The 25,112-nt window shown below is 63.8% G+C and carries 20 protein-coding genes; 5 read left to right on the forward strand and 15 right to left on the reverse strand.

Annotation, left to right across the window (positions count from 1 at the left end; translation table 11 throughout):
- Positions 1-87: 87 nt before the first annotated feature.
- Entirely contained in the window at positions 88-2,043 is a 1,956-nt protein-coding gene (locus CT676_RS22345; RefSeq protein WP_244623232.1) for an ATP-binding protein, read from the forward strand.
- Positions 2,044-2,054: 11 nt separating this feature from the next.
- Here the strand turns inward: CT676_RS22345 and CT676_RS22350 are convergent, their stop codons facing one another.
- Entirely contained in the window at positions 2,055-4,346 is a 2,292-nt protein-coding gene (locus tag CT676_RS22350; RefSeq protein WP_085401752.1) for an FdhF/YdeP family oxidoreductase, read from the reverse strand.
- 240 nt (positions 4,347-4,586) lie between these two features.
- Between CT676_RS22350 and CT676_RS22355 the strand changes: the two genes are divergently transcribed.
- On the forward strand, positions 4,587-5,834 hold the full coding sequence (locus CT676_RS22355; protein ID WP_085401753.1) for an oxalate decarboxylase family bicupin: 1,248 nt from the start codon (positions 4,587-4,589) through the stop codon (positions 5,832-5,834).
- A 94-nt stretch (positions 5,835-5,928) separates the two neighbouring features.
- Here CT676_RS22355 and cydB read toward each other — a convergent pair whose 3' ends face one another.
- The 13 genes from cydB to CT676_RS22420 form a co-directional block, all read right to left on the reverse strand.
- Entirely contained in the window at positions 5,929-6,915 is a 987-nt protein-coding gene (gene cydB / locus CT676_RS22360) for a cytochrome d ubiquinol oxidase subunit II (protein WP_085401754.1), read from the reverse strand.
- A 2-nt stretch (positions 6,916-6,917) separates the two neighbouring features.
- Positions 6,918-8,327, reverse strand: a complete 1,410-nt coding sequence (locus CT676_RS22365; RefSeq protein WP_085401755.1) for a cytochrome ubiquinol oxidase subunit I — start codon at positions 8,325-8,327, stop codon at positions 6,918-6,920.
- 18 nt (positions 8,328-8,345) lie between these two features.
- Entirely contained in the window at positions 8,346-9,884 is a 1,539-nt protein-coding gene (mqo, locus tag CT676_RS22370) for a malate dehydrogenase (quinone) (RefSeq protein WP_135215369.1), read from the reverse strand.
- 42 nt (positions 9,885-9,926) lie between these two features.
- Positions 9,927-10,331, reverse strand: a complete 405-nt coding sequence (locus tag CT676_RS22375; protein WP_085401757.1) for a hypothetical protein — start codon at positions 10,329-10,331, stop codon at positions 9,927-9,929.
- Positions 10,328-10,753: a hypothetical protein gene (locus CT676_RS22380; protein WP_085401758.1), complete on the reverse strand. Its 426-nt coding sequence runs from the start codon at positions 10,751-10,753 to the stop codon at positions 10,328-10,330. Before CT676_RS22380 ends, CT676_RS22375 begins: the two co-directional genes overlap by 4 nt.
- Before the next feature lie 13 nt (positions 10,754-10,766).
- Positions 10,767-12,203, reverse strand: a complete 1,437-nt coding sequence (gene fumC / locus CT676_RS22385; RefSeq protein WP_135215370.1) for a class II fumarate hydratase — start codon at positions 12,201-12,203, stop codon at positions 10,767-10,769.
- A 164-nt stretch (positions 12,204-12,367) separates the two neighbouring features.
- Positions 12,368-13,033, reverse strand: a complete 666-nt coding sequence (locus CT676_RS22390) for a YoaK family protein (protein ID WP_085401760.1) — start codon at positions 13,031-13,033, stop codon at positions 12,368-12,370.
- An 18-nt stretch (positions 13,034-13,051) separates the two neighbouring features.
- Positions 13,052-13,888, reverse strand: a complete 837-nt coding sequence (gene fdhD, locus CT676_RS22395) for a formate dehydrogenase accessory sulfurtransferase FdhD (protein ID WP_085401761.1) — start codon at positions 13,886-13,888, stop codon at positions 13,052-13,054.
- Between the two features lie 3 nt (positions 13,889-13,891).
- The gene (locus CT676_RS22400) at positions 13,892-14,491 is read right to left on the reverse strand and encodes an HdeD family acid-resistance protein (RefSeq protein WP_085401762.1); all 600 of its coding nucleotides are present in this window, start codon (positions 14,489-14,491) and stop codon (positions 13,892-13,894) included.
- Positions 14,492-14,628: 137 nt separating this feature from the next.
- The gene (locus tag CT676_RS22405) at positions 14,629-15,252 is read right to left on the reverse strand and encodes a histidine kinase dimerization/phosphoacceptor domain -containing protein (protein ID WP_085401763.1); all 624 of its coding nucleotides are present in this window, start codon (positions 15,250-15,252) and stop codon (positions 14,629-14,631) included.
- A 38-nt stretch (positions 15,253-15,290) separates the two neighbouring features.
- A complete protein-coding gene (locus CT676_RS22410; RefSeq protein WP_063986515.1) occupies positions 15,291-15,791 on the reverse strand; it encodes a DNA starvation/stationary phase protection protein in 501 nt (166 codons plus the stop codon).
- A gap of 125 nt (positions 15,792-15,916) precedes the next feature.
- Complete coding sequence (locus CT676_RS22415; protein WP_085401764.1) at positions 15,917-16,480, reverse strand: cytochrome b/b6 domain-containing protein; 564 nt, start codon at positions 16,478-16,480, stop codon at positions 15,917-15,919.
- The gene (locus tag CT676_RS22420) at positions 16,477-17,529 is read right to left on the reverse strand and encodes a catalase family peroxidase (RefSeq protein WP_085401765.1); all 1,053 of its coding nucleotides are present in this window, start codon (positions 17,527-17,529) and stop codon (positions 16,477-16,479) included. Before CT676_RS22420 ends, CT676_RS22415 begins: the two co-directional genes overlap by 4 nt.
- Before the next feature lie 357 nt (positions 17,530-17,886).
- On the opposite strand from CT676_RS22420, the gene CT676_RS22425 reads away from it, so the two are divergent.
- The 3 genes from CT676_RS22425 to CT676_RS45310 all read left to right on the forward strand — a co-directional run bounded on the left by CT676_RS22425 (position 17,887) and on the right by CT676_RS45310 (position 21,912).
- Complete coding sequence (locus CT676_RS22425; RefSeq protein WP_085401048.1) at positions 17,887-18,780, forward strand: SDR family NAD(P)-dependent oxidoreductase; 894 nt, start codon at positions 17,887-17,889, stop codon at positions 18,778-18,780.
- 229 nt (positions 18,781-19,009) lie between these two features.
- The gene (locus CT676_RS22430) at positions 19,010-21,436 is read left to right on the forward strand and encodes a winged helix-turn-helix domain-containing protein (RefSeq protein WP_244623233.1); all 2,427 of its coding nucleotides are present in this window, start codon (positions 19,010-19,012) and stop codon (positions 21,434-21,436) included.
- Positions 21,430-21,912, forward strand: a complete 483-nt coding sequence (locus tag CT676_RS45310) for a hypothetical protein (RefSeq protein WP_244623234.1) — start codon at positions 21,430-21,432, stop codon at positions 21,910-21,912. Before CT676_RS22430 ends, CT676_RS45310 begins: the two co-directional genes overlap by 7 nt.
- Before the next feature lie 261 nt (positions 21,913-22,173).
- On the opposite strand, the gene CT676_RS22435 is transcribed toward CT676_RS45310, so the two are convergent.
- The gene (locus CT676_RS22435; RefSeq protein ID WP_135215371.1) at positions 22,174-25,032 is read right to left on the reverse strand and encodes a winged helix-turn-helix domain-containing protein; all 2,859 of its coding nucleotides are present in this window, start codon (positions 25,030-25,032) and stop codon (positions 22,174-22,176) included.
- Positions 25,033-25,112: the final 80 nt, after the last annotated feature.

The following is a 25,112-nucleotide window of genomic DNA, read 5'->3' on the forward strand; positions in this document are numbered from 1 at the left end:
CCGCGAAAAAGCAAAAGACCGGTTTTCCACGCTGCGGTACATCGCTTGCATCCCGCGTCCGGACATCCGGGCTCGGGAATTGGTCTCATGCCCGGCGAGTATCTCTTGGACCTCTTCAATCTGCTGGCCCAGTCCGGACTCGCTCACGAAGGCAAGGAACCCGCGACGGTCCGTCACACGGGGATGGTCTGTCGCGCATCGTGGCCCGACCATTCGCGCTACGCCCATCCCGCCCTTTGGGTCCTGGGAGGCGTCGCGCTCGGCGTGTTGTCATTCACTTGCTTCCTGCTCGGGATCGACCTCACCACCAGCGCCCTCGCCCTGCTGGCCGTCATTCTCGTGTTGTCGTTGCTTGCGATCGCCGGCTTGGTCAGGCGGCAGCACCGGCTCGAGCGAGAGGACGTCTTGCGGCGGCGTCAGGTCGCCTATCTCGCCGAGGCCCAGAAGCTCAGCCACACCGGCAGCTTTGTCTGGAACGTCGCCGGCGGCGAGCTGTTCTGGTCCGAAGAGACGTTCAGGATCTTCGATCTCGAGCCGACCTTGCCGCCGTCGCTCGACACCATCCTGAAGCGTACGCATCCCGACGATCTCAATGCCGTACGCGAGGCGCTCGATCGCGCCGCGAACGACAGGAACGACTTTTCCCTGGAACATCGGCTGATCCTGAACAATGGCTCGATCAGGCACATTCGCGTGGTCGCCCGTGGAACGTCAGAAGATCGCGGACAATTTCGGTTCATCGGCGCGGTCATGGATATCACCGCCCAGAAGAAGGACCACACCGAGCTGGAGCGGAGCGAGCAGCGCTACCGCCACCTGTTCGGCCGCATGCCGATCGCCCTCCGTCAGCTCGACGCCAGCAGACTGGTGGTGTTGTTCCGAAAACTGCGGGCCGAGGGCATCAAGGACCTCGGCAGCTATTTCGACAGCCATCCCGACTTTCTCCGGACCTGCATGGACGCGCTCTCGTTTCAGGAAGCCAACGAACGGGCCATCCAGATGTTCGGAGGAGGCGTCGACGGCTATGTCGGGCGTTCCATGTCCGACACCTGGAAGGCACGCCCGGATACGTTTCGGCGGGCCATGGAGTCCCGCTTTCGCGGTGAAACGAACTTCGAGGAAGAAACCAAGATGGTGACGTGGGACGGCCGCGTCGTCGACGTTCTCTTCACAACGGCCCGCGTCGGCCCAATCAATGATCTCGAAATAAGCCTGGTCGCCACGATCGACATCTCGCAACGCGTCCGCGCCCAGGAGAGGCTTCGGCAGGTGCAGGCGGAGTTCGCGCATGCGGCACGCGTCTCGATGCTCGGCGAGCTCACCGCCTCCATCGCGCACGAAGTCAACCAGCCTTTGGCCGCCATCGCGACCAACGCCGCTGCCGGTCTGCGCTGGTTGAACAGGCCGATTCCCGACATGGCCGAGGTCCGCAGTACAATCGAAAATATGGCCACGGATACGAGGCGGGCCGCGGACATCGTGGCGCGTGTTCACGGGATGGCTTCGCGCAAGGCGCCGGAGCGCGCCGTTCTGTCGCTTGACGATGTCATTCGCGAGGCGCTTCTGTTCCTGCGCCACGAGATGGAATCCCGCGGCGTAACGATCCTGCACCGGCCCGACGCGGAAGCTGCACTCGTGCTCGGCGACCGCACCCAGCTCCAGCAGGTGATCGTCAATCTGGCCATCAACGCCGTGCAAGCGATGGCGCAGGCGGGACGCGACCATGGCAAGATCGTCATCACCACCGCCGCGCAGGACGTGACGACCCTGTGCTGCTCCGTGGAGGACAACGGTCCCGGCATCTCCGCCGAACATGCCGGCCGGGTGTTCGAAAGCTTTTTCACGACCAAGGAGTCCGGCATGGGCATGGGACTGCCGATCTGCCGGTCCATCGTCGAAGCGCATGGCGGCCGCATCGACGCCGAAGGCCTTAGCACCGAAGCCGAAGGCCTTGGCGCCGATCGCGGCGCCCGGTTCTGGTTTACGCTGCCGATCGCGACGCCGGCGTCATCGCCGCCATCCGGTCGGGACGCCGACGCCTGACCCCGCCCGCTCTATTGCGCCGGGGCGGTCGAGCGCACCAGGCGGATCGGGATGCCCTTGAATGACGGCGTGAAGCTGAGGGGATCACGGGCATAGAGCGGCACCAGCGGATTGGTCTCCGGATAGTACGCGGCACAGCAGCCGGTCGGAAACGAATACGCAACCACGCGGAAGTTGCGCACGATCCGCTCGGCGCCATCGGTCGACTCCGTGATCAGGTCGACGCGATCGCCGTCCGCGAGCCCGCGCTTCTTCAGTTCATATTCGTTGAGGAAGACCACGTCGCGCTGGCCGAAGACGCCGCGATAGCGGTCCGACAGCGAGTAGAGCGTCGTGTTGTACTGGTCGTGGCTGCGTATCGTGCTGAGCCACAGGAAATCCGGATCGGCCTGCGGCGGGTCCTCGCCACACCCCTCAAACACCAGGAAATTGGCCTTGCCGGACGGCGTTGCCCAGATGCGCTCCCGCGCGGTCGAGGTCAGATGGAAGCCGCCGGGAATGCGGATACGGGCATTGTAGCTCTCGAAGATAGGGAAGACGGCCTCGATCGCATCCCGGATGCGATCGTAGTCGCCCACAAAGCCGTCCCAATCGACCACCGTGCGCTCGCCGAGCGTCGCCTTGGCGAGGCCTGCGATGATCGCGACCTCGCTGAGAAGATGCTCCGATGCCGGCTTGTTGCGACCGCCCGAGGCGTGGACCATCGACATCGAATCCTCGACCGTGATCGACTGCGGCCCCGAATCCTGAATGTCGATCTCGGTTCGCCCGAGGCACGGCAGGATCAGGGCAGCGCGGCCATGGATCAGATGGCTGCGGTTGAGCTTCGTGGAGACGTGGACGGTCAGATCGAGCTTGCGCAGCGCGGCCTGCGTCGCCTGCCAGTCGGGTATGGCCGCGGCAAAGTTGCCGCCCATCGCGAAAAAGACCTTCACCTCGCCGCGGATCATTGCCTCCAATGCCGTCACGACGTTGTGTCCCGGCGCGCTCGGCGGCTTGAAGCCGAAGCGGTGCTCGAGGCGCTCGAGGAAATCCGCCTTGGGGATCTCCGTGATCCCCACGGTTCGGTCGCCCTGCACGTTGGAATGACCGCGAACCGGACAAACGCCGGCGCCGTCGCGTCCCACATTGCCGCGCAAGAGCGCAAGATTGGCGATCTGCTGCACGTTGTGCGCACCACGCTGGTGCTGGGTAATGCCCATGCCGTAGACAAGGATGGCGCGCTCCGCCTTCATATAGGCGCCGGCGGCATATTCCAGGTCCTCGCGCGTCAGGCCGGACTGGCGTTCGATGTCGGGCCATTGCGTTCGCTTGAGATCGCCGATCAGCGCTTCGATGCCGGCGGTGTGCCCGCGAATGAAATCCCAGTCCAGGATCTCCGGCTGCTCGGCCGCACGGGCGGCCTCGTCCGTTTCGACGAGGATCTTCATGATCCCCTTGAGGACGGCGACGTCGCCACCGACACGCACCTGGAAAAGCTTCGAGCTGATCGTCGTCGACGACAGCGTGATCATCTCAACCGGGCTCTGCGGCGCCTGGAAGCGCTCCAGCGCGCGCTCGCGGAACGGATTGAACGAGATGATCGAGGCCCCTCGGCGGGCCGCGTTGCGCAGGCTGGTCATCATCCGCGGGCTGTTGGTGCCCGGATTCTGGCCGAAGATGAAGATGCAATCGGCCTTGTCGAAATCCTCCAGCAGCACGGTGCCCTTGCCGACGCCGAGCGATTCCGGCAGGCCGACGCTGGTCGCCTCGTGGCACATGTTCGAGCAGTCGGGAAAGTTGTTGGTGCCGTACTCGCGCACGAACAGCTGATAGAGGAAGGCGGCTTCGTTCGAGGTTCGCCCGGACGTATAGAACTCCGCCATGTTCGGATCCGGCAGCGCATTCAGCTCGCGGCCGATCATGGCGAACGCATCGCTCCACTGCACCGGGAGATAGCGATCGGATGCGGCGTCATAGGCCATCGGATGGGCGAGCCGACCGACCATTTCGAGATCGTAATCGTTCCAGCTCGCGAGCTCCGTGACGGTGTGCTCGGCAAAGAATTCGGGCGTGCAGCGCTTCGATGTCGTCTCCCAGGCGACCGCCTTGCCGCCGTTCTCGCAGAATTCGAATGACGAGGTGTGCTTCGGATCGGGCCAGGCGCAGCCGGGGCAATCAAAGCCCTCCGGCTGATTCATCCTGCTGAGCGTCGCTGCACCCTTCAGCGGCGCCCGCTGCACCAGAAGCGCCTCGCTGAGCGCCTTGAGTGCGCCCCAGCCGCCGGCGGGTTCACGGTAGGGACGAACCGATTTCGTTGTCATCTCGATATCTCGCGATATGGCAATTCTCCGGGCCAGTTAAGGATCGTGCGGGCAGAGCCGTCTTTTCAAAACGAAGCCGAATTTCGCAATTGCACATGTTCGGAGCCGGGCGCAGCAGCCAGTGCATTCCGGCAAAAAGAGCGCGTTCACGGAAGCTGAAACGGCGACCGGAAACTAGGTTTGTGAGTTGGAGCCCCGTCGCTACGGAGGGCTTTCGACATTTTTCAGGAGCGAGCCAAGATGTTCTCAAGACGTGATTTGCTGGCCATGTCCGCGGCAGGCGCTGCCATGGTCGGCTCCAGCGCGCAGGCCGCAACTTTCGGCAATCCGGACGAGCCGCCGCAAGGCGCCGTGAACGCCAAGAGCCCGGGAAGCCTGTCCGATCCCGGTCCTCAAGATCCAGACCTTGCCAAGCACTTCCCCTCAGCCCAAACCCCGCCCCCGACGGACGTCGGCGGCCTGCCGATGGATTGGGCCTCGTTCAACAATGCGCCGAGGCGCATCCAGAATGGCGGCTGGGCCCGTCAGGTCACGGTCGAGGATTTCGCCATCTCGAAAGAGATCTCCGGCGTCAATATGCGGCTGGCTGCCGGCGGAATCCGCGAGCTGCATTGGCACCAGGCTGCCGAATGGGCGATCCTGACCTACGGCTCCTGCCGCGTCACCGTGCTCGACACGCAGGGGCGTCCCTATGTCGGCGACCTCAAAGTCGGCGACCTCTGGTATTTTCCGCCGGGCGCGCCGCATTCGCTGCAGGGCTTGGGCCCCGATGGTTGCGAGTTCGTGATCTGTTTCGACGACGGCCACGCCAATGAATTCAACACGCTGCTGGTGACCGACTGGTTCGCCCACACGCCGCCCGAGGTGCTGGCGAAGAACTTCGGTGTTCCGGCCGATGCGTTCGCAAAGATCCCGCTGCACAACCGCTGGATCTTCCAGGGGACCGTGCCCGGCGATCTCGCCGCCGATCGCGCAGCCGTTGCGAAGCACGCCGAAGCGCCGCCCTACCCCTTCGTCCACTCGCTCGGCGGCTCGGCCCCGGTCAAGGAGAGCTCCGCCGGCAGCATCCGCGTCGCCGACAGCACGACCTTCAAGGTTGCCACCACCGTCGCTGCGGCGCTGGTGTCGATGCCGCCGGGCGCTGTCAGGGAGATGCACTGGCATCCGAATGCCGACGAGTGGCAGTACTACATCAAGGGCAAGGCGCGAATGACGGTGTTCGACACCGGCCCCAATGCGTTCACGACGGACTTCGCGGCCGGCGACATCGGCTATGTCCGGCGCAATCTCGGCCACTATGTCGAGAACGTCGGCGACACCGAGCTGCAGTTCGTCGGCGTGTTTCGAGCCCCTCGCTACGAGGAGGTGTCGCTCTCCTACTGGCTGACGCACACGCCACCCAAGCTGGTCGCCCAGCACTTCAACATCGACGAGAAGCTGATCGCCCAATGGCCGGACAACAGCCCCGGCGTCATGCCCAAATCCTGAACCAGCCTCGCAAGAGTTCTGAACGAGAAAGGCGCCGAAACCGGCGCCTTTCTTTTATCCGTGGCAGCTCACGGCAACTTCGAGCGTGCAGCCGTCAGTAGTGATCGGCAGCAGGGGCCGACTTGCCGCGGAAGACGCGATAGCCGATCGCCACATAGAGCAGCATCAGCGGGAATACGAACAGGCCGGCGCCCCAGAACATGAATGCGAGACTTGCATGAGGCGCCGCGGCCTCGTCGATCGTGACGACGAACGGGATCATGTAGGGCCAGAACGACAGGGCGAGCGTGGCGAAAGCCGCGACGAAGATCAGGGCGACCATATGGAACGGCCAATAGTCGTCATGGCGCAGGATGCTCTTGGCCAGCACAGCGGCCGCACCGGCGCCGATCACGGGAAACACGAACAGATAGGGCCGGTCGGTCCAGCGCTGCAGAATCGGAAGATGTTCGACAAGTGCATACGCAAAGACGATGACCAGGAAGACCAGGACGCCGATCGCCAGCGGCGGGATCTGGCGCCGTGCGACATCCCGAACGGGACCGTCGCACTTCCTCACCAGCCAGCAGGCGCCGAGCAGCGAATAGCCGAAGCAGAGCCCGATCCCGCACAGCGCGGAAAAGGCGGTCAGCCAGCCGAGCGTTCCGCCGGTATAATCGCCGTTGGAGAACTGGAGCCCTTCGACGAGAGCGCCGACCATCGCGCCCTGCATGAAGCTGGCGGCAAACGAGCCCACGACGAAGCTGACGTCCCAGACCCAGCGCGAACTGAGCGCCTTGCCGCGAAACTCGAACGCCACGCCGCGCAGGATCAATCCGAGCAGCATTACGAGAACGGGGATATAGAAGGCCGACATCACCATGGCGTAGACCACCGGGAACGAGCCCCACATGATCACGCCCGTGACGATCAGCCAAGTTTCATTGCCGTCCCAGACCGGAGCGACCGTGCTCAGCATGGCATCCCGCTGCGACTCGCCGCCGGCCACGCTGAACAGCATGCCGACGCCAAGATCGAACCCGTCGAGGAGGAGATAGATCAGGATGCTGATGGCAAGAAGGGCAACCCAGTACATCACCATGGCTATTCTCCCGCCCCGAGATAGCTGCGTGCGGAGGGCACCTGATCGGCGAGCGACATCGGCCGATTGGGCACGGGAACGTGGAGCGGCCTGCCGCCGAGTCCCGCCGGGCCGGCACGCAGCAGCTTATAGATGTAATACGTCCCGAATGAGAAGATGAAGGCGTAGACCGCGACGAACAGGATCAAGGAAGTCATCGCAGCCGACGCGGTCAGGAACGGCGTCACGGCGTCTGCAGTCCGCAACACGCCATAGACCGTCCATGGCTGGCGCCCCACTTCCGCGGTGTACCAGCCGGTGAGAATCGCGACCCACGGCAGCGGGAAGCTGAGGAAGATGCCCCACAGCAAGAGGCGGTTCCGATCGAGCCGATGCTTGAGGCCGAGCCAGGTCCCGAGCCAGGCCAATCCCAGCATCACGAAGCCGCAGCCGACCATGATGCGGAAGGCAAAGAACGGGATCAACACCGGCGGCCGGTCCTGCGGCGCGAAGCTGGTGAGGCCGACCTCTTTCGACGTCAGGCTCATGCTGCCGATGATGCTCCCGAGCACCGGAATCGATATCGCATATTTGTTCGATTCGGTGCTCGAATCCGGGATCGCGATCAGCACCTCGGAGGCCGGCTGCTCGTCATGCCAGCGCGCCTCGATCGCGGCGAACTTGGCCGGCTGGTAATCGTGGACATAGTCGCCGACGAGATGCCCGATGAAGAGCTGGACTGGCAGCAGCACCGCCGCAAGCGCAAGGCCCATCCGCAGCATGACATGGGCCTCGGGGCGATAGGTCCGCCGCAGCAGATACCACGCGCCGGTTGCCGCCACGCAGAACGCGCCGGTCAGGTAGGACGCGAGCAGCATATGCGGAAACCGGACCCAGACCACGCGATTGAAGATGATCTGCGTCCAGTCATCAGGCACGAACTGGTCGTTCTGCAGGACGTAGCCGGTCGGCACCTGCATCCAGCTGTTGTTGACCATGATCCAGAACGCCGAAAGCGTCGTCCCGAGCGCGACCATCGCCGTCGAGAACAGGTAGAACCAGGGCGGCACCCGGGGGCGACCGAAGATGAGGATGCCGAAAAAGGCCGCTTCCAGCATGAAGGCGGTGAAGGTCTCGTAGGAGAGCAGCGGGCCCTGGATCGGGCCCGACATCTTCGAGAGCACGCTCCAGTTCGTTCCAAACTGAAACGCCATCACCACGCCCGATACGACGCCCATGCCGAACGCCACGCCGAAGATCTTCAGCCAGAACGCGAACAGGGTCCGGTAGACGGGCTTGCCACTGTACTGGTGCATCGCTTCGAGCACGGTGAGCCAGGCGGCAAGCCCGATCGTGAACGCCGGGAAGATGATGTGGAACGAGATGGTGAAGGCGAATTGCAGCCGCGACAGAAGGAGCGCCGTCGGGTCCATCGAACATTCTCCGTTGGTTCACGCCCGCTTCGCGGCCGCCGGCGCGCGTGCGGCCGGCTGCGGAATGTTGTCGACCTTGAGGACCGCAGCGGTCGCTGCACGAATCTGGCGGCAGAAATCCGCATCGTCGATCAGCGACACGCCATAGGACGGGATGATCTGCTTCAGCTTGGGCAGCCAGGCGCTTGCCGTCAGCTCGCCGGCGAAGCACTTCTCGAGCACGCTGATGGCGATGAACGCGGCGGTGGACGCCCCCGGTGAAGCACCGAGCAGGGCCACCAGCGAATGATCGTCCGCGCCGACGAGCTCGGTCCCGAACTCGAGCAACCCACCACGCTTGACATTGGGCTTGATGATCTGGACCCGCTGGCCCGCGACCTGCAATCTCCAGTCCTTCGGGTCGGCCTTCGGGAAATATTCGTCGAGCGCCGCGAGCCGGTGGCCCTCGGATTGCAGCACCTGCCCGACCAGGTATTCGGTGAGATCGAAATTGTCGCGCGCCACCGAAAGCAGCGGCTTGACGTTGGGGGGACGAATGGACTCGAAGAGATCCAGCAGCGAGCCGTGCTTGAGGAATTTGCTCGAGAAGCCGGCATAGGGACCGAACAACAACGAGTGCTGGCCGCCGATCACCCGTGTATCGAGATGCGGCACCGACATCGGCGGGGAGCCGACCGCGGCCTTGCCGTAGACCTTGGCATGGTGACGCTTGTTGATCTCGGGATCATCGCAGCGCAGCCAGATCCCGCTGACCGGGAAACCACCATAGCCGCGCCCCTCCGGGATACCGGATTTCTCCAGCAATGGCAGCGCACCGCCGCCGGCACCGATGAAGACGAATTTTGCGCGCACCGATCGCGTCTCGCCGCTCGCGGTGTCCCGCACTTCGACGCGCCACCGGCCGCCCTGCTCCCGGTCAAGACCGGTGACGCAGCTGTTGTAGTGGACCGCACAGCCCGGCTGGCTGACCAGATGCTTGACCAGCAGATGCGTCAACGAGCCGTAATCGACGTCGGTGCCGGTGATGATCCGTGTTGCGGCAACCGGCTCGTCGCCACTCCGTCCGTCCATCACCAGCGGCGCCCATTCGGCAATCTTCTTGGAATCCTCGGTATGCTCCATCCCCTCATAGCAATGATGGGCCGACATCGCCTTGAACCGTTTCCGGAGAAATTCGACGTTCTCCGCGCCGTGCACGAAGCTCATATGCGGCACCGGATGGATGAACGCTTGCGGATCCGCGATCGCTCCGCGACCGATCAGGTAGGACCAGAACTGCCGGGACAGATCGAACTCGACATTGACCTGGAGCGCCTTGGAGATGTCGATGCTGCCGTCGGGCCGCTGCGGCGTATAGTTCATCTCGCAGTTCGCCGCGTGGCCGGTACCGGCATTGTTCCAGGAGTCGGAGCTTTCCTGCGCGCAATCCCCGAGAATCTCGCACATCTGGATCGACAGAGAGGGCTCGAGCTCCTTGAGAAAGACGCCGAGGGTCGCGCTCATGATGCCGGCGCCAATGAGGACGACATCAGTTTCGCGGTCGGAAGCTGCTGACATGGCTATTTCCTTCGTCGGGTGTTGCTGCTTTGGATGGCTCGATCAGGCCCGCACCGATTGCCGCACCTTGGCGCGGAACGGCACGTCCGCTCCCGGGCGCAGGATCACGTAGGCACGGCGCCAGGATGAATCGTCGGTCAATCTCCAGCTATGCCCCGAGCCGGCGGTGTCCTCCGCCAGCAGGATGTTGCCGGGGTGGAGCAGGAAGTGGTGGCCGTCACGCGTCAGGAAATCGAGCGTTCCGCTGAGCGTGATCACCAGCTGCCGGATCGGCGCGGTGTGCCAGGCGAAAGCTCCGCCCGATTCCGTTTCCTGAAAGGAGACGCTGGCGGCATCGATCTTTCCGGTCAGGAAGTCGCCGCGCTGTCCCGGCTCCATTTCGAGGAAGCCTTCCTCGAAATGCGAGTTGTTGTCCTCTCCGGTCCATAGGCGCACACAGCGGATCATCGTGTCTCTCCTTGCATTGTGGTTGCGCCGCCTGCGCGGCGTCGTTCGGACCGGAACGGCACCTCGGCGTCCGGCTCGAGAACCGTGTAGAGGCGCCGCCACGGCGCCTCGTCCGTCATGGTCCAATTGTGGCCCGTCCCACCGGTATCTTCCGTGAACAGGACATCGCCCGGGCGCAGCGTGAAGCTTCCATCCGCCGTTTCGAACCGTAGCGTCCCGCTCAGGGACATGACGAGTTGGCGCGCCGCGTCGGGATGCCAGCCGAGTTTCGGATCTGCATCCGTTTCGTGGAACGAAGCGGCATCGATCCGAAGCTTTGCGCTGAGCGCATTGCCCCTCGCCCCGCGCGCGAGCTCGACGACGCCATCCTCGAAGTGCGACTTGCCATCCGCACCCGTCCAGAGTCTGACGCACCGGATCATTGCCGCCGTCCCTTCAGCCGGCCTTCGCGCCGATTGCGAGCGGCACCTTGATCTCCGCCACATAGGGCTTGACCATCTTGGCGGGATCCACGATGCGGTCGAACTCCGGCTGGGTCACGAAACCGAGCTTGAGCGCCGCCGACTTCAGCGTGAGATCGTTGTCCATCGCATAGTGCGCGATGTGCGACGCCTTGTCGTAGCCGATCACGGGCGCCAGCGCAGTCACGAGCATCAGCGATCTCTCGACATACTCCTTGATCTTCCTGTGGTTCGGCTCGGTGCCCTCGACGAGGAAGGTGCGGAAATTGGTGCAACCATCGGTCAGGATGGTAACGGACTGCGCGATGTTGTGGATGATCAGCGGCTTGTAGACGTTCATTTCCAGATAGCCGCCGGCTCCGCCGAACCCGACGGCGACGTCGTTCGCCATCACCTGCACGGCGATCATCGTCAGTGCTTCGGCCTGCGTCGGGTTGACCTTGCCCGGCATGATCGACGAACCCGGCTCGTTCTCGGGGATCAGCAATTCGGCGAAGCCCGCGCGCGGGCCGCAGGACATCAGACGGATGTCGTTCGCGATCTTGTAGAGCGACCCCGCGAGCGTGCGGAGCGTGCCGGATAGCTGCACCAGCGCGTCATGCGCACCTTGGACGGCAAACTTGTTCGGTGCGCTGACGAAGGGCAGCCCCGTCAGCCGCGCGATTTCCGCGGCGACGGCCTCGGCGAAGCCCGGCGCGGCATTGATGCCGGTGCCGACGGCCGTGCCGCCCAGGGCGAGCCGGAAGACGCCCTTGAGCGCGTCGTCGATGCGGGCCAGATCGTCGGCGAGCATGCCGGCGTAGCCGGACCATTCCTGCCCGAGCGTCAGGGGGGTCGCGTCCTGCATGTGGGTCCGGCCGATCTTCACGACGTCGTCCCACTGGCTCGATTTTGCCGCGATTGCGTCGTGCAACGCCTCGACCGCCGGAACGAGCCGCCCGGTCACGTTCATCGCGGCTGCGATGTACATGGCCGAGGGAAAGCTGTCGTTTGACGATTGCGACATATTGACGTGATCGTTCGGATGAACCGGGTGCTTGCTCCCGAGCGGCGTGCCCGCAAGCTGGCAGGATCGGTTCGAAATCACCTCGTTCACGTTCATGTTGAACTGCGTTCCGCTGCCCGTCATCCAGACGTGAAGCGGAAACATGTCCTGATGCTGGCCGGAGAGGATCTCGTCGCAGACATGCGCGATCAGCTTGTGGACCTTGCCGTCGAGACGGCCGCCGGCGCAATTGGCGTCCGCGGCCGCCTTCTTCAGGATCGCGTAGGACTGGATCATTTCGCGCGGCATCAGGTCCTTGCCGATGCTGAAATGCTCGAGCGAACGCTGCGTCTGCGCCCCCCAGAGCTTATCCGCGGCAACGTCCACTTCACCCAGGCTGTCCGTCTCTTTGCGAAGGTTGTTCATCCGTGCCTCTTGGCAGTTGACGTCGAAAGGCCATCTCGGCGCTGCTAGAAAGTGTATGCACCGCATGACGCGCATGCTTCCGTGAATGAACGTCCTTTTGCCGAATGGCATGGTGCGCGCTCCGCACCGTCAACGAGCAAAATCATGGGACGTAGATCGACGGTTCAGCTTCGCAGCTGTGGCCGGCAGAGCCAAAGAACGCTCACCGACGATGCGATCGGCAGGACAAGGCTCCAGGCGTGCAGCCATTTCGTCACGCAGGCCCCGATGGCGGCCCCCGACAGGAACATCAGGCAGACCAGAAGCATGACTGCGGTGCCGCGCGCCGCATCGCGATCGGACGCAACTGATTGATCGAGGGCACGGAGCATGTTGCCGGTGACGGTGACGGTGAGATATTTCCAGCGCTCGACCTGCCTGAAGCTGGCCGACTGCAGCGCGGCGCCGAAGGAGATTCCGAGGATCGTGATCATGTCCGGAATCCGATGAAACAACAGCATCACTGCGACCAGGCAGACGATCTCTCCGGCGAGGCAGAGCAGCGGTGCCTTGAGGCGGATTGCCAGCGATGCGCCGAGCAGAAAGGCGGCAAGGGGAAGAAGATGATGGGTTGCCTGCCGCCATTGCCCGGACATGGCGTCGATGCCGAGGAAGATGACATTGCCGGTTTGCGAGCTTGCAAACACGCCGCCGAGTGAGAGCCATGTAAAGGCGTCGAGAAAGCCGCCCGTCATGCTCAGAAGAGACGCCACGAGAACCGATCGCTCCGCAGCATGGACGACGCTTCCGGTCTCGGCGACCGGTTCCGGAGATACGGCTTGCATCGCCATGTGCGCCGCCCCGCGAGGTCAGCAGCCGGCGTGCGTTGCGGCCTGATCCGGCAGCAGAACGCGACGCGGGTGCGTGAATACGCCGTATCCGTCATCGCGCGCGATCGCGAGCAGCGTGATCCCCGCTTCATCCGCGGTCTTGATCGCGAGTGCGGTGGGTGCGGATACGGCCACGATGACCGGTGCGCCGAGCATCGCCGCTTTCTGCACCATCTCGACCGAAACCCGGCTGGTCAGCAGCACGGCGCCATCGCACGCCGATCTCCCCTCGCGTACGATCGCACCGGCGAGCTTGTCGAGCGCATTGTGCCGGCCGACGTCCTCTCTGACCAGGCCGACGCCGGCCCGCGGATGCCAGAAGGCCGCCGCGTGGACGGCCCGCGTTTGCTGATTCAGGATTTGGTGCGGAGAAAGGGCCTGCATGGCGCCCAGCAAGTCGCGCGCGTGGAAAACGATGCCCCGGCCCTTCACCCGCGCCGGCGCGCGGCGAGCCTGTTCGAGGCTCTCGATGCCGCATAGCCCGCAGCCAACGGGGCCGCTGATGGTTCGGCGCCGTGCAGCCAGGGATGCCGCGCGGTCACCATCGAGCCACATCCGAACCTCGACGCCGAGATCGTTCGGGATCAGCTCGATGCTGCTGATCTCGCTCGCACGTTCGACGATGGCCTCGGTGAGGCTGAAGCCGATACCGAAATCCTCCAGATCTCCCGGCGTGCCCATCATCACCGCCTGGGTCGAACCGTTATAGGTGAGCGCGATCGCGGTCTCCTCGGCAACCAGCCGCGAGGTCGACTTCGTCTGACCGCCGCGCCAGGCAATCTCCCAATGCCGCGTGAATGTCGAGCCTTTCGCCATGACTCATACCGTCGCCGGCTGGGGCGAATGGCGCGACGCGCGGCTCTTGAGCGCGATCCCGAATGCGATGAATCCCCATCCCTGGAAGATCAGGTCGACGACCAGCATCACACCAAGCAGCCACAAACCGATGGCGGGCCAAGCCGCAACCAGCATGACACCGACGCAGAAGGTCAGGACGCCCGCAGCCACGATCCAACGCCAGCCCGCGGCCGGCCGGATATGGAAACCGGCCCAGATCCTTATCACCCCGGCTACGACCAGGAAGGCGCACACTGCGAGAGACAGCGTGAACGAAGCCAGGATCGGATCGTAGAGTATGATGGCCCCGGCGGCCGCATAGACGATCCCGGCCAGTAGCCAAAGCAGGAATCCTCGCAAGCCGCGCACTGAAAACGCTTGCACGATCTGGAAAATGCCAGCGACCGCCATGGTGGCGCCGATGACCAGTACGGACGCGAGGTTCGCCGCCATCAGATTGGCAGATGCAACACCGCCGAGGATCAGTTCGCCGACACCCAGCGCAACGAACCAGCCCCATTTTCCGGTGATGGCGTGGATGGCCCATCCGAGCGAGGCCTTCGAGTTCGACATGTCCGTCATGGCTTGACCCTTGTTCGCACGACGATCCGCAGATCATGAATAGGGCAAGCGTATCGAGATCTGTCCCAACTCATCTTTCGAGGACGCAGCGATATTATTTGATCCGCACGATACGGACCGTTGCGCGAGGATCGCGACTAGCGCGGGATGGTCACGACGGTCCTGAACCCGTCGGAGCCGCCGCGGACGTCGATGGTCCCGTGCAGACGCGCCGCAAGCGTCTCGACGATGGAGCGGTCCTCTTCCCGGTACCGACTTTCGTCGGACGAGCCGTTGTCCATGATGCTGCACGCAACCGACGTCGCCGTGAGCCATACTTCGAGACGAATGGCGCCTGCTCCGCAGTGGGACACGTGGCGCACCGCACCGGTGATCAGTTCGAAGACGATCATCCCCAGCAGCCAGCAGCGCTCGGAACTCATCTGCAGCGGATGCAGCAGCAGCGAGAGCGCAATACCCTTGTCTTCGAGGCTCGAGCGGCTGATCGACCGGCACAATTGCTGAAGATAGGCCGCCAGATCGACGGTGGTGGTGAACTGCGGCATTTGCAGCGCGTGGTGAAGTTGTGCATGACCTTCCAGCCGGTCCTGCACGGAAGCGAGGGTCGCCCTCGCTTCGATGCCGTCGCAACGATCGGCCGCCTGCGCCACCAGATCAATCGCCGAGGCGAGCTCGTCGTCGATCCGGTGCGCGAGCTCACGCAGCAGCAGGCGCTCCGCCTTGACGCCGCCATCCGGCAGGAGTTCCGAGAGGCTGCTCATCCTTTACCCGCCTCCCGGCCCAACGGCGTGCTTTGCACTTACGGGTTCTGGCCGCTTCGGCCGGTCTCGTAGAGGAACCAGATGCGCCGTTCCGTTTCGTCGATCCAGTTTTCCAGGACGCTCGCGGTGGCGACATCGCCGTACTCGTCGCAGAGCTCGTGGACCCGGCGCATTTCCCGCGTTAGCTGCTGGTTGTCGCTGCGCAGCTCGGCGAGCATGTCCTGCGGATCGACATAGTCGGCATCGTTGTCGAGAATGCGCTGCTCGCGCGCGATGTGGCCGATCGAGCGTAGCGTCGTGCCGCCGATCTTGCGTGCGCGTTCGGCGATGTCGTCAGTCATGGCGAAGATTTGGTCGGCCTGCTCGTCGAGCATAAGGTGGTAGTCGCGAAAGTGGCTGCCCGACACGTGCCAGTGGAAGTTCTTGGTCTTCAGGTAGAGAGCGAAAACGTCGGCGAGCAGCGCTCTCAGCGCGGCTGGAACGTCCCGGTTCGCATTCGCTCCGAGATCCGTCGGGCTTTGGAGGTCTGCTTTGGTCATGGTCGGCATCCTTGTGTTGGAGGTTGGAAACATCTAACCGCGCGGTGCGCGAGGAATCTTTCCAGCGCGAAAGATCCTTTTGGGATCGCACGCCTGCGAGGGGCGCCCGCTGGCGCGCCGCGGGTTCATTTCACTTGTGTCACCCTGTCCCGCAGCGGCAGAAGCGACATCGATGCGAATACGCCATCGCGACGGATCAATGCGTGGAACAGCCCCGCCGCCAGATGCAGCAGCACAAGGGCAAAAAAAGCGAAACCCAGATAGACGTGGGCATTCCAGAGCAGCGTGTGCATCAGGTCGCTCTGCGGCAGCAGCGCGGGAATTCGGATCCCGCCATACAGGACGACCGGATAGGCCGCGGCCCAGAGCATGCCGAGACCGAGCAACGGCATGACGATCATGAGGCCATACAGGAGCTGATGCGACAATTTTGCTCCAAACTTCATAGGTCTCGAAAGATCGGCCGGCAATGGCGGCGCACCGTAATGCAGCCGCAACGCCAGCCTGATCAGCACGAGGACCAGCAGGATGACGCCGATCGTCTTGTGGACCAGGATGAGCGGCAGATATTTCGGCGCGACCGTGGAGACCATGCCGACGCCAATGAACAGCATGGCGAGGATGCAGACCGCCATCAGCCAGTGCAGAACCCGCTGGATCAGGGCAAAACGATGAGGAGCGCTGGTCATGGCTTGGCGGTCCCGGTTCGCGGATAGTCCCTGGCTTCGGCCGCGCGCAGATCGTAGGATTTGCGGTAGACCGATGAGCGTGCAGCCGGGAACGGATCGTCCGACACCCGGATTCCCTGTGGCAGGACCGCCGGATCGAAATTGATGTCGCGGCACGGTCCATCGCGCTCCGGCTCGATCCGCTGCACGATCAGCGTTCCGACCTCCACTTTGCGACGGTTCTCCGGCCAGGCCTTGCTCGGATCCGCGGTCGGGTCGCCCGGATCGGCGACGGTCGTGACCATGGTCCATCGCAGTGGACCGGCGGTCCGGACCCGTTCGGTGATCTCCTGCTCGAGATAATCCGGCCCGCGCTTTTCGAGGTCGGCCTGCGAGATCGGAATGGGTTGCGCCGAGGGCAACAGCGACCATCGCACGGTGTGGTCGCCGCCTCCGGCGTCCGTGAAGACGAAGCTGTTGAGACCGTTATAGGGCTCCTCCGCATAACTGCCGGTCCAGGGCGCCGTCTTGGCCCAGGCCGCGAAGGGGCCGAATTCCGGGTTGGCCTGAATGAATGCCTTCATCGCCTCCGGATCCTTCTTTCCGGATGCGATCAGCAGGTCGTGAAATGCTTGCGGCGTGGAAACCGCAAAGACCGGCGGGTTGATCATCGCCATGCGCCACTCTTCGCCGTCTGCCGTCGTGATCTGCAATCCCAGGCCGCGGACGCGCACGGTCGCATCAACCGCGTTCGGATCGGCCGTGCCGAGATTGAAACGGCCCAAGGCCGGATAGTGCCCCTGCGCGAAGACCTTGGCCCGGGAGAGCTCCGCACCGTTTCCATTCGCCTCGAATGTCCCAGTGAAGCAGATTCCCTTGGCATGATTTCGCCGGTGCCCGAGCGGCGGGCCGCTCGGAGGCGTCAGCGCAGCGATCATCCGTTCCGGCGTCAGGCGCCCCGGCGAGAGCCATCCCGCAGTGTATGCGAAGGCAGCCGCGCCGCCGCCGACCACGGCCGCAATCAGGACGAGGGACCCAAGCCCCGAACGTGGTAGCTTGCCTTGATTCATCCGGTCTCCTTTGCGATGCGCAGACCGCCTGGCAATCGGGTGCGCGCGGCGCTCTTTCGAGCGACGCAGCCTCCTTGTAGCCGGCGGCCAAGGCCCGATCTTTTCGAACCCACCGCCAATTTCGCGAAGGCACGCCTGAACTGTCTTCGGCGTTCGCCGGACCGGATCCGGCTTCGGGCATTCTCGAAATTTTTCGTGCAATTTGACAATCGATCGTGATGCCCGAAAAGACCCACCCTGCGCCCCGCCCTATTCCAGATGCGCTTCGCACGATGGCGGCGGTCGACTCCCGAACGATGGACCGTGTCGCGACGGGGCCGCCAGCGCCGCAGAGGCTGGAATGCGATTGGGAATCGAATGAGCAAAGTGATCATCGTCACGGGTGCTGCAAACAGCATCGGACGAACCACCTGCCGGCAACTGATGCAGGCAGGCCACACGGTCTACGTTTCAAGCCGGGAAATGAGTGGCCCTATTGCGCAAGGGATCGAGGAGGCTGGATCAAATCCCGGCCAGCCCGGCCCCGATCTCCGCACGATCGAGTTTGACGTCTCTTCGGAATCCTCAGTGACCTCGGCCGTTGAGACCATCATCGCCGAAAACGGCCGCCTCGACGTGGTCGTGCACAATGCCCGGCAAGTCGTTTACGGACCCGCAGAAGCCTTCACGCCGGAGCAGCTTGCCGAGCTCTACGATACCAACGTCCTGATCGCACAGCGCCTCAATCGCGCGGCGTTGCCACAATTGCGCAAGCAGGGTCAGGGCTTGCTGATATGGATCACGTCAAGCAGCGCGCGGGGCAGCTCGGTTCCGTTCCTCGGCGCCTGTGCTTCAACGGAAGCCGCCCTGGATTCGCTGGCACTCAGTTACGCCGGCGAGCTCGCACGTTGGGGCGTCGAGACGACCATCATCGTTCCCAGTGCTCTCGGACCCGGCCACTATGTCCGATCCGGCCGGCCGCAGGATACTGTTCGGGCGGAAGAATACGCGGATGGTCCAACCGCCGACGTGAGTGAAATCGCGCTTGCGGGACTCGCGCAGCTTTCGCCGAAGGATACGGCCCCACAAGATGTCGCAAGCACAGTTGCGAATGTCGTGAACATGCCGTTCGGACAACGTCCGCTGAAAGTTCATTTCGGCCCGGATGACGATGGGGCGGCAGCTGTCGACGCCGTCGCCGACCGCGCTCGCACGGAACTGTTCCGCCGGATCGGCCTGGAGGATCTTCTCAAGCCCGTGTTGATCCGATGAGATCACCCATTGGCGGAGATTTCCCCAATCGACGGTCGTTCCCAAAAAATCGGGACTCTCCCCGGAGTTCCCTGCCCTCCGGACGAAAGTGATCAGCGACATTCATCGGTGATCCTTTACCGCGATACTGCTGGATGTTACGTTTGGAGCTGCCACCGCGGTCACACGTTTCGGCCCGAGTTCAAGTCATAGAGTACGACGAGTCGGTCGTCGGATTTAATATTTTCAAATGGTCCACCGCTGGCAGAGCAACGCCACAACAGCCACGACCGGACCCTCTCTCCAGGAGAGCTCCGCTCAAGAGATTTTCGTCTTTGGGCCGTTTCGTCTGGACGCCTCGCAGAGACGGATCGAGAAAGATGGCAATCCGGTTCAACTGTCGGCTCGCGCATTTGACCTTCTGCTGACACTGATCCGGCATGCGGGCGACGTCGTCAGCAAGAGCGATTTGATCGCCAGGACATGGCCAGGCTCCAGCGTCGATGACAACAGCTTGCGCGTCCATATCGCAGCACTCCGCAAGGCGCTCGGGGACGGCAATGCCGGCGCCAAATATCTGAGCACGGTCTCGGGACAGGGTTATTGTTTCGTCGGTTCGGCCGCGAGCCCGGAGCAGAATCAACCTGCACCGACCAAGCCTGTTCGCGCGCACAACCTGCCGGCACATCCCTGGCAGATGGTGGGCCGCGAGCAAACCATCCAGGATATATCGGAAAGGCTCAAAGCCCAGCGTTTCATCACGGTCGTCGGCCCGGGCGGCATCGGCAAGACGACGGTCGCTGTTTCCGCGGGCCACGCCCTTCTCGCGGAATTCGCCGGCCAGGTTCACTTCGTCAGTCTCGGTGAGACCCGCGATGCCGCTCTGGTACCGGCCATTGCAGCATCTTCGCTCGGGCTGCGGGCGCGATCGGACGATCCCTCAAACAGTCTTGTTGCAGTCCTGCGCGACCGGCGGATGCTGCTCATTCTGGATTGCTGCGAGCATGTCGTCGACGCCGCAGCCGCGCTGGCCGAACGGCTCTACCAGGAGGCACCGCAGTTGCACATCATGGCCACGAGCCGGGAGCTGCTGCGGGTCGAAGGCGAGCACACATATCGGCTCTCGCCTCTGACAAGCCCGCCGGAAAATGCCGTTCTGACGGCCGAGAGCGCGATTGCCTACCCCTCCGTAAAGCTCTTCGTGGAGCGCGCGGCCGCAGCTGGAGGTGAGTTCGGATTGACGGATGCGAACGCGTCGGACGTCGGCAACCTCTGCTGTCGGCTCAATGGCATCCCGCTCGCGATCGAGCTCACCGCCGGCCATGTGACCGCATACGGAGTCAAGGCCATGGTCCAACTCCTCGACAAGCACTTCAATCTGCTGTGGGAAGGACGACGCACGGCGCTGCCCCGGCACCGGACGCTTCGCGCAACCATCGAGTGGAGCTACGATCTTCTATCCGAGCCCGAACGGGTGGTTCTCAGCCAGCTATCCGTGTTCGTCGGCAGCTTCACCGCCGAAGCCGCCCGAGCGATCGCCGGCAGCGATCCCACTAGCGACGACACGACCATGGCTGCGCTCGACAACCTCGTGGCCAAGTCGATGCTTGCCCTGAACCAGGGCTCGCAATCGATGCGCTACAGGCTCGCGGACGCGACGCGGGCCTACGCGCAGGAGAAGCTCGCCGCCAGCCCCGACGCCGAGATCGTGCCGCTACGCCACGCCTCCTACTTTCGGGATTTGCTTGAAAAGACGGCCGACGAGCCGAATGAAGGCCTGTCGTCGATGGCCGATCAATTCGGCGACATACGCAGCGCGCTGGCGTGGTGCTTCTCGGATCGAGGCGACCGCAGAACCGGCGTCCGCCTCGCTGCGGCAGCGATCCCCCTGTTCTTCAAGCTGTCGCTCTTCACCGAATGCCAGTTCTGGGTCACGCGCGCAATCGAAGCGCTTCATGAGACGGGCGGAAGTGTCAGGCACGACCTCGCACTTCATGCCGCGTTGGCGTCGGCCCGGATGCTGACGGGACAAATCGACGAATTGGGCGTCGGCTATCTCGACAGAGCGGTCAGGTTGGCCGAGACAATTGGCGATGTCGCCGGCCAAATCCGCCTGATTGGCCGACTGCATCTGCTCCAATTGCTGGTCGGCAATTTTGACGATGCGCTGGCCACCGCTAAGCGCGGCGAAGCGATTGCCCTCGCCAGCAACGATTCCGTCGGAGTGGCGCGCATGCGCATGTTGCTCGGAACGTCGTGCCACTATCTGGGCGAGGTTGCCGCGTCTCGCTCGTACGTCGAAGCGGCGCAGTCCCATCCGGGACTGGAAGGCGACTCCCGTGGCGGCCTGACGTCCGATTACCCGAAGCGTCCTCAAATCACCCTCGCCCGCATCTTGTGGCTCGAGGGACATCCCGATCAGGCCACGGCGACGGCGCGCCAAGCCATCTCCGATGTGATCGCCATCAACCATCCGACCATACTGTGCATAGCGCTGCCCTGGGCATTCGGTGTTTTCCTCTGGAACGGAGATGTGGGGGTGTGCGAGGAGCACATTGACAGGCTCCTCGTGGAGACCCGCAAGCATAATCTCGCCACCCTCCAGACGGTCGGCGACGCCATGAAAGGGATTGCGCTACTGGCCCGCGGCGAGAGTGATTCGGGCTGGCCATGCTGAACGCCTCCGTCAAGAAGCTGCAGAGCCAGCGCTACGGCGCGGCGGCCGGACTTTGCGTGCCGCTCGCGGAAGCTCTGGCGGCGACAGGTCGTGGAGATGAAGCACTCGACATCCTCGATCAGGCGATTGCCCGGGGTCGGCGTCGCAACTTCATGGTGGAGATGCCGGACATGTTGCGGGCAAGGGCAGAAGTGCTGATCCGCAAGGACAATCCCGACTTCCTGGAGGCGGAGCGGAGCCTGGCGCAATCACTTGACCTTGCCCGACATCAGGGGGCGCTCGGTTTTGAGTTGCGCACGGCAATCGGTCTTGCAGGGCTATTGCAGCGGCGGGGCCGCCGCAGTGAAGCGCAAGACGTGCTTGCGCCCATCTATGGACGATTCACCGAGGGGTTCAATACGCCCGTCCTGAAAGCGGCCAGCGAATTGCTTGCCGAATTGGCGTCTCCGCCTTCGGGCTCGCTCGCCGCGAGTTAATCTCTCTGACAAACTCGCGTGGGGTGCGCGAACCTGCAGTGGCCAGGTCGCGCGGCTGGCGGCGATGCCGTGCAATCCGGATAGAAGCGCGCGGCATGGAAAGACCGCGTCGAGGGGCCGGCGCATTCTTGGTCCGGCAATAGGACTTCGAAGCCAACGTTCTGGAGCACGGGGGATGCGGCGCTCGCCGAGGCCGCACCTGCGTCCGATGACATGTATCGGACGCCGCCCCCGGGGCATCCTGGAGCACCGACCGTACTATTATGTCGAAAACTCCGTCATCATCGCTCTCGCGAGCCTGAGATCCGTGGTCTCGAAACCCTCAGTGAATTTGCCGTACACAAGAGCCAGGATTTGGTGCGCATCGGCGGGACGGCCCTGACTCGTCCTCAACCGTGCCAGGCTGATGGCCGCTCTCAGCTCCCAGAACAGCGCACCTTGGCCGCGCGCGACTTCGAAAGCCTTGTCGAAGCACTGCTCGGCGGCGATAGCCGAGCGACGCTCGCCGGGATGCCGGAGCAACTCGCCCTTGATGCGCCAGAGCTCAGCCGCGTACCACCGCTCATCCCTCGCCTCGCAGCGCGCAAGCGCCTCGTCCGCGGTCGCAAGCCCCAGCGATACTTCGCCGACCTCTCCGAGACATGCTGCCAGTTCGCCGAGAGGAAGCAGGAAGCGCGGCAGGAAACGCGCCTCGCCCGCCAGCTCGAGCGCCTTGCGCAGCAACGTCAATCCGGCGGCGACATCGCCACGCCGCGCCATCACCATGCCCCTGAAGGCGCGCGCCCATACGTTCCATAGACGGATCGGATGACGTTCGGTGTGCTCGAGCAGCATGGTGCAATAGCCTTCCGCAGCATCGAGGTCGCCGGCCAGGAAAGCAATCGGACAGGCACCCTGGCCGAGTACGCTGCAGAAGGTCAGGGCATGACCACTCGCACGGCCCTCCTCGACATTGCGCTCGACGACGCTCAGTGCCTGATCCGCCAACCCGAGAAGCCACAGGATGCGCGCCTGGAAATAGCGTGCCGAGGCTCGCAGGTCGAACCTGAAACGGATCACCTGCGGCTTCGCCGCCAGATCGGAAAGGCGAGACAAGGTCCGCCCAATGTGATGATGCGCCAACCGCTGGTCACCGAGGTAGTGCAGCGTCGTGGCAAGCAGCCGATCGCCCATCATCCGGTCGACCGAATTTTGGGAATCGGCCACGATATCCGCGAAGCGGTGCGCGAATTCCAACGCCTTGCGGAACTCGCCGTTGTTGAATTGATCGATGCAGAGCCCCCAAAGCGCACGCAACAGATAGTCGCTGTCGCCGAGCTGCTCGGCCAGCTGCAGGGTCGCCGCCCAGGCCGGACCGGCCTCTCGAGCCCTGCCAACGCCGTACATCAGTGACCAGCCAAGCGCGGCCGATAATTGCATGCGGAGCCGCAAAGCGCCCGCGGCGCTGCCGTCGAGGCTGGCCAACGCCAGTTCGGTCCGCTCGCGGCACTCGGCGAGGAGCGACAATTGTACCCATAACGGGACGGCCCCTGCGGTCAGCGCCACTCCGATCTGCGCATCTCCGTCGGGCGAGAAAGCCCAATCGAGGCTGGATCGTACGTTGTCGATGTGCTGGCCATAAAAGCCGAGCCACTCCGCCTGCGGTTTCACTTCGCTGTCAGCTTCCGCATTCGCAAAGAACCCGCCATAGTATCCGGCCTGGCGGCGCGCGACGCCGGGAAATTCGCCGCTGGCGTGAAGCTTTTCCAGCGCATAGGCGCGCGTGGTGTCCAGCAGGCGATAGTACGGGCGCTCGCCGCGAATATCCGCAAGGACGAGCGACTTTGCCACCAGGTTGGCAAGCTCCGCGGTGACATCGCCCATCCCTTCGCCGGCGACCGCGATCACGGCATCGAGTAGAAACTCTCCGGCAAACACGCCGAGCCGCCGCAGAACCCGCGCCTCGGCGTCCGGCAGTAGATCGTAGCTCCAGTCGAGCGTCGCACGAAGCGTTTGCTGCCTGGGCAACGCAGTACGCCGGCCGGTCGTCAGAAATTTGAACCTGTCGTCGAGAAGTGCCGCGATCTTCGGCGGACTGAGCATCACGGCGCGCGCCGCCGCGAACTCGATCGCGAGCGGAATGCCATCCAGCCGGCGGCAGATGGCTGCGACGGCATCAAGGTTCTCTTCGTCGAGCGCGAAGCTGGAGCCCAGCGCTTTCGCTCTGGTCGTGAACAATTCTACCGCCGTGTAGGCCGATGCGGCGTCAGACCCGAGCCGGACTTCGGGCGGCACACCCAGGGGCGGAACGCGATAGACATGTTCGCCGTCAATGCGCAGCGCTTCGCGACTTGTCGCCAGGACGATCGTTCCGGAACACTGGCTGACGATCGTCTCGGCCAGTTGGGCCACGGTATCAACGACGTGCTCGCAATTGTCGAGAATGAGCAACAACTGCCTGGCTCCAATCGCGCGCGCTATGGAGCCCGGGGTGATCTCCTCCCCTTCGAGCTTGATACGGAGCGTGCTGGCGACGGCCGAGCACACGAGCTTGGGATCGGGCAGCGAGGCCAATTCGACCAGCAACCGGTCGGCCGCAAAACCGGCTGGCGGCGTCCTGGCAGCTTGTAGTGCAAGGGCCGTCTTGCCGATCCCGCCAGGCCCGACGAGGCTCACGACGCGATAAGCCGATAGAAGCTCCCACAAACGCGCGACCGCGGTGGTGCGGCCGATGAGAACGAATGATGCATTGGGAATGTTGGTCGACGGCAGTGGCTGGGGTGCGGCAGATTGTAGCGGGGCAGCCATCTGCCGGGTCCGCCATGAACCCAGCAGGCGATAGCCCCGGCCGACCGTTGTCGCCAGCATGTCACGATCCGAACCAAAGGCCTTCCGGATCGCCGCGATATGGACCCGAAGTGCACTCTCCTCGACGAAGACGCCGCGCCAGACACGCTCCGTCAGGTCATTCTTGGTGACCAGCCCGCCTTCGGCCTGAGCCAATTCCGCAAGAATCTCGAAGGCACGACCGCCCAGAGGAACGGACTCTCCCATCGAGCGCAGTTCGCGTCTGGCAAGATCGATCTCCCATTCAGCGCAAGCGTAGACGGGGCGCTGGTTTGGCTCGGCCATCATCGGCATAGCCCCAGGCGGTTGCTTGATCTTGCGCCCAGCGTATCACCAACGCATTCAAAATACACAATCTGTCCGGCGACCAAGGC

It is taken from the genome of Bradyrhizobium sp. MOS001 (genome assembly GCF_004634465.1).
In the GTDB taxonomy this organism is placed as follows: Bacteria; Pseudomonadota; Alphaproteobacteria; order Rhizobiales; family Xanthobacteraceae; genus Bradyrhizobium; species Bradyrhizobium barranii.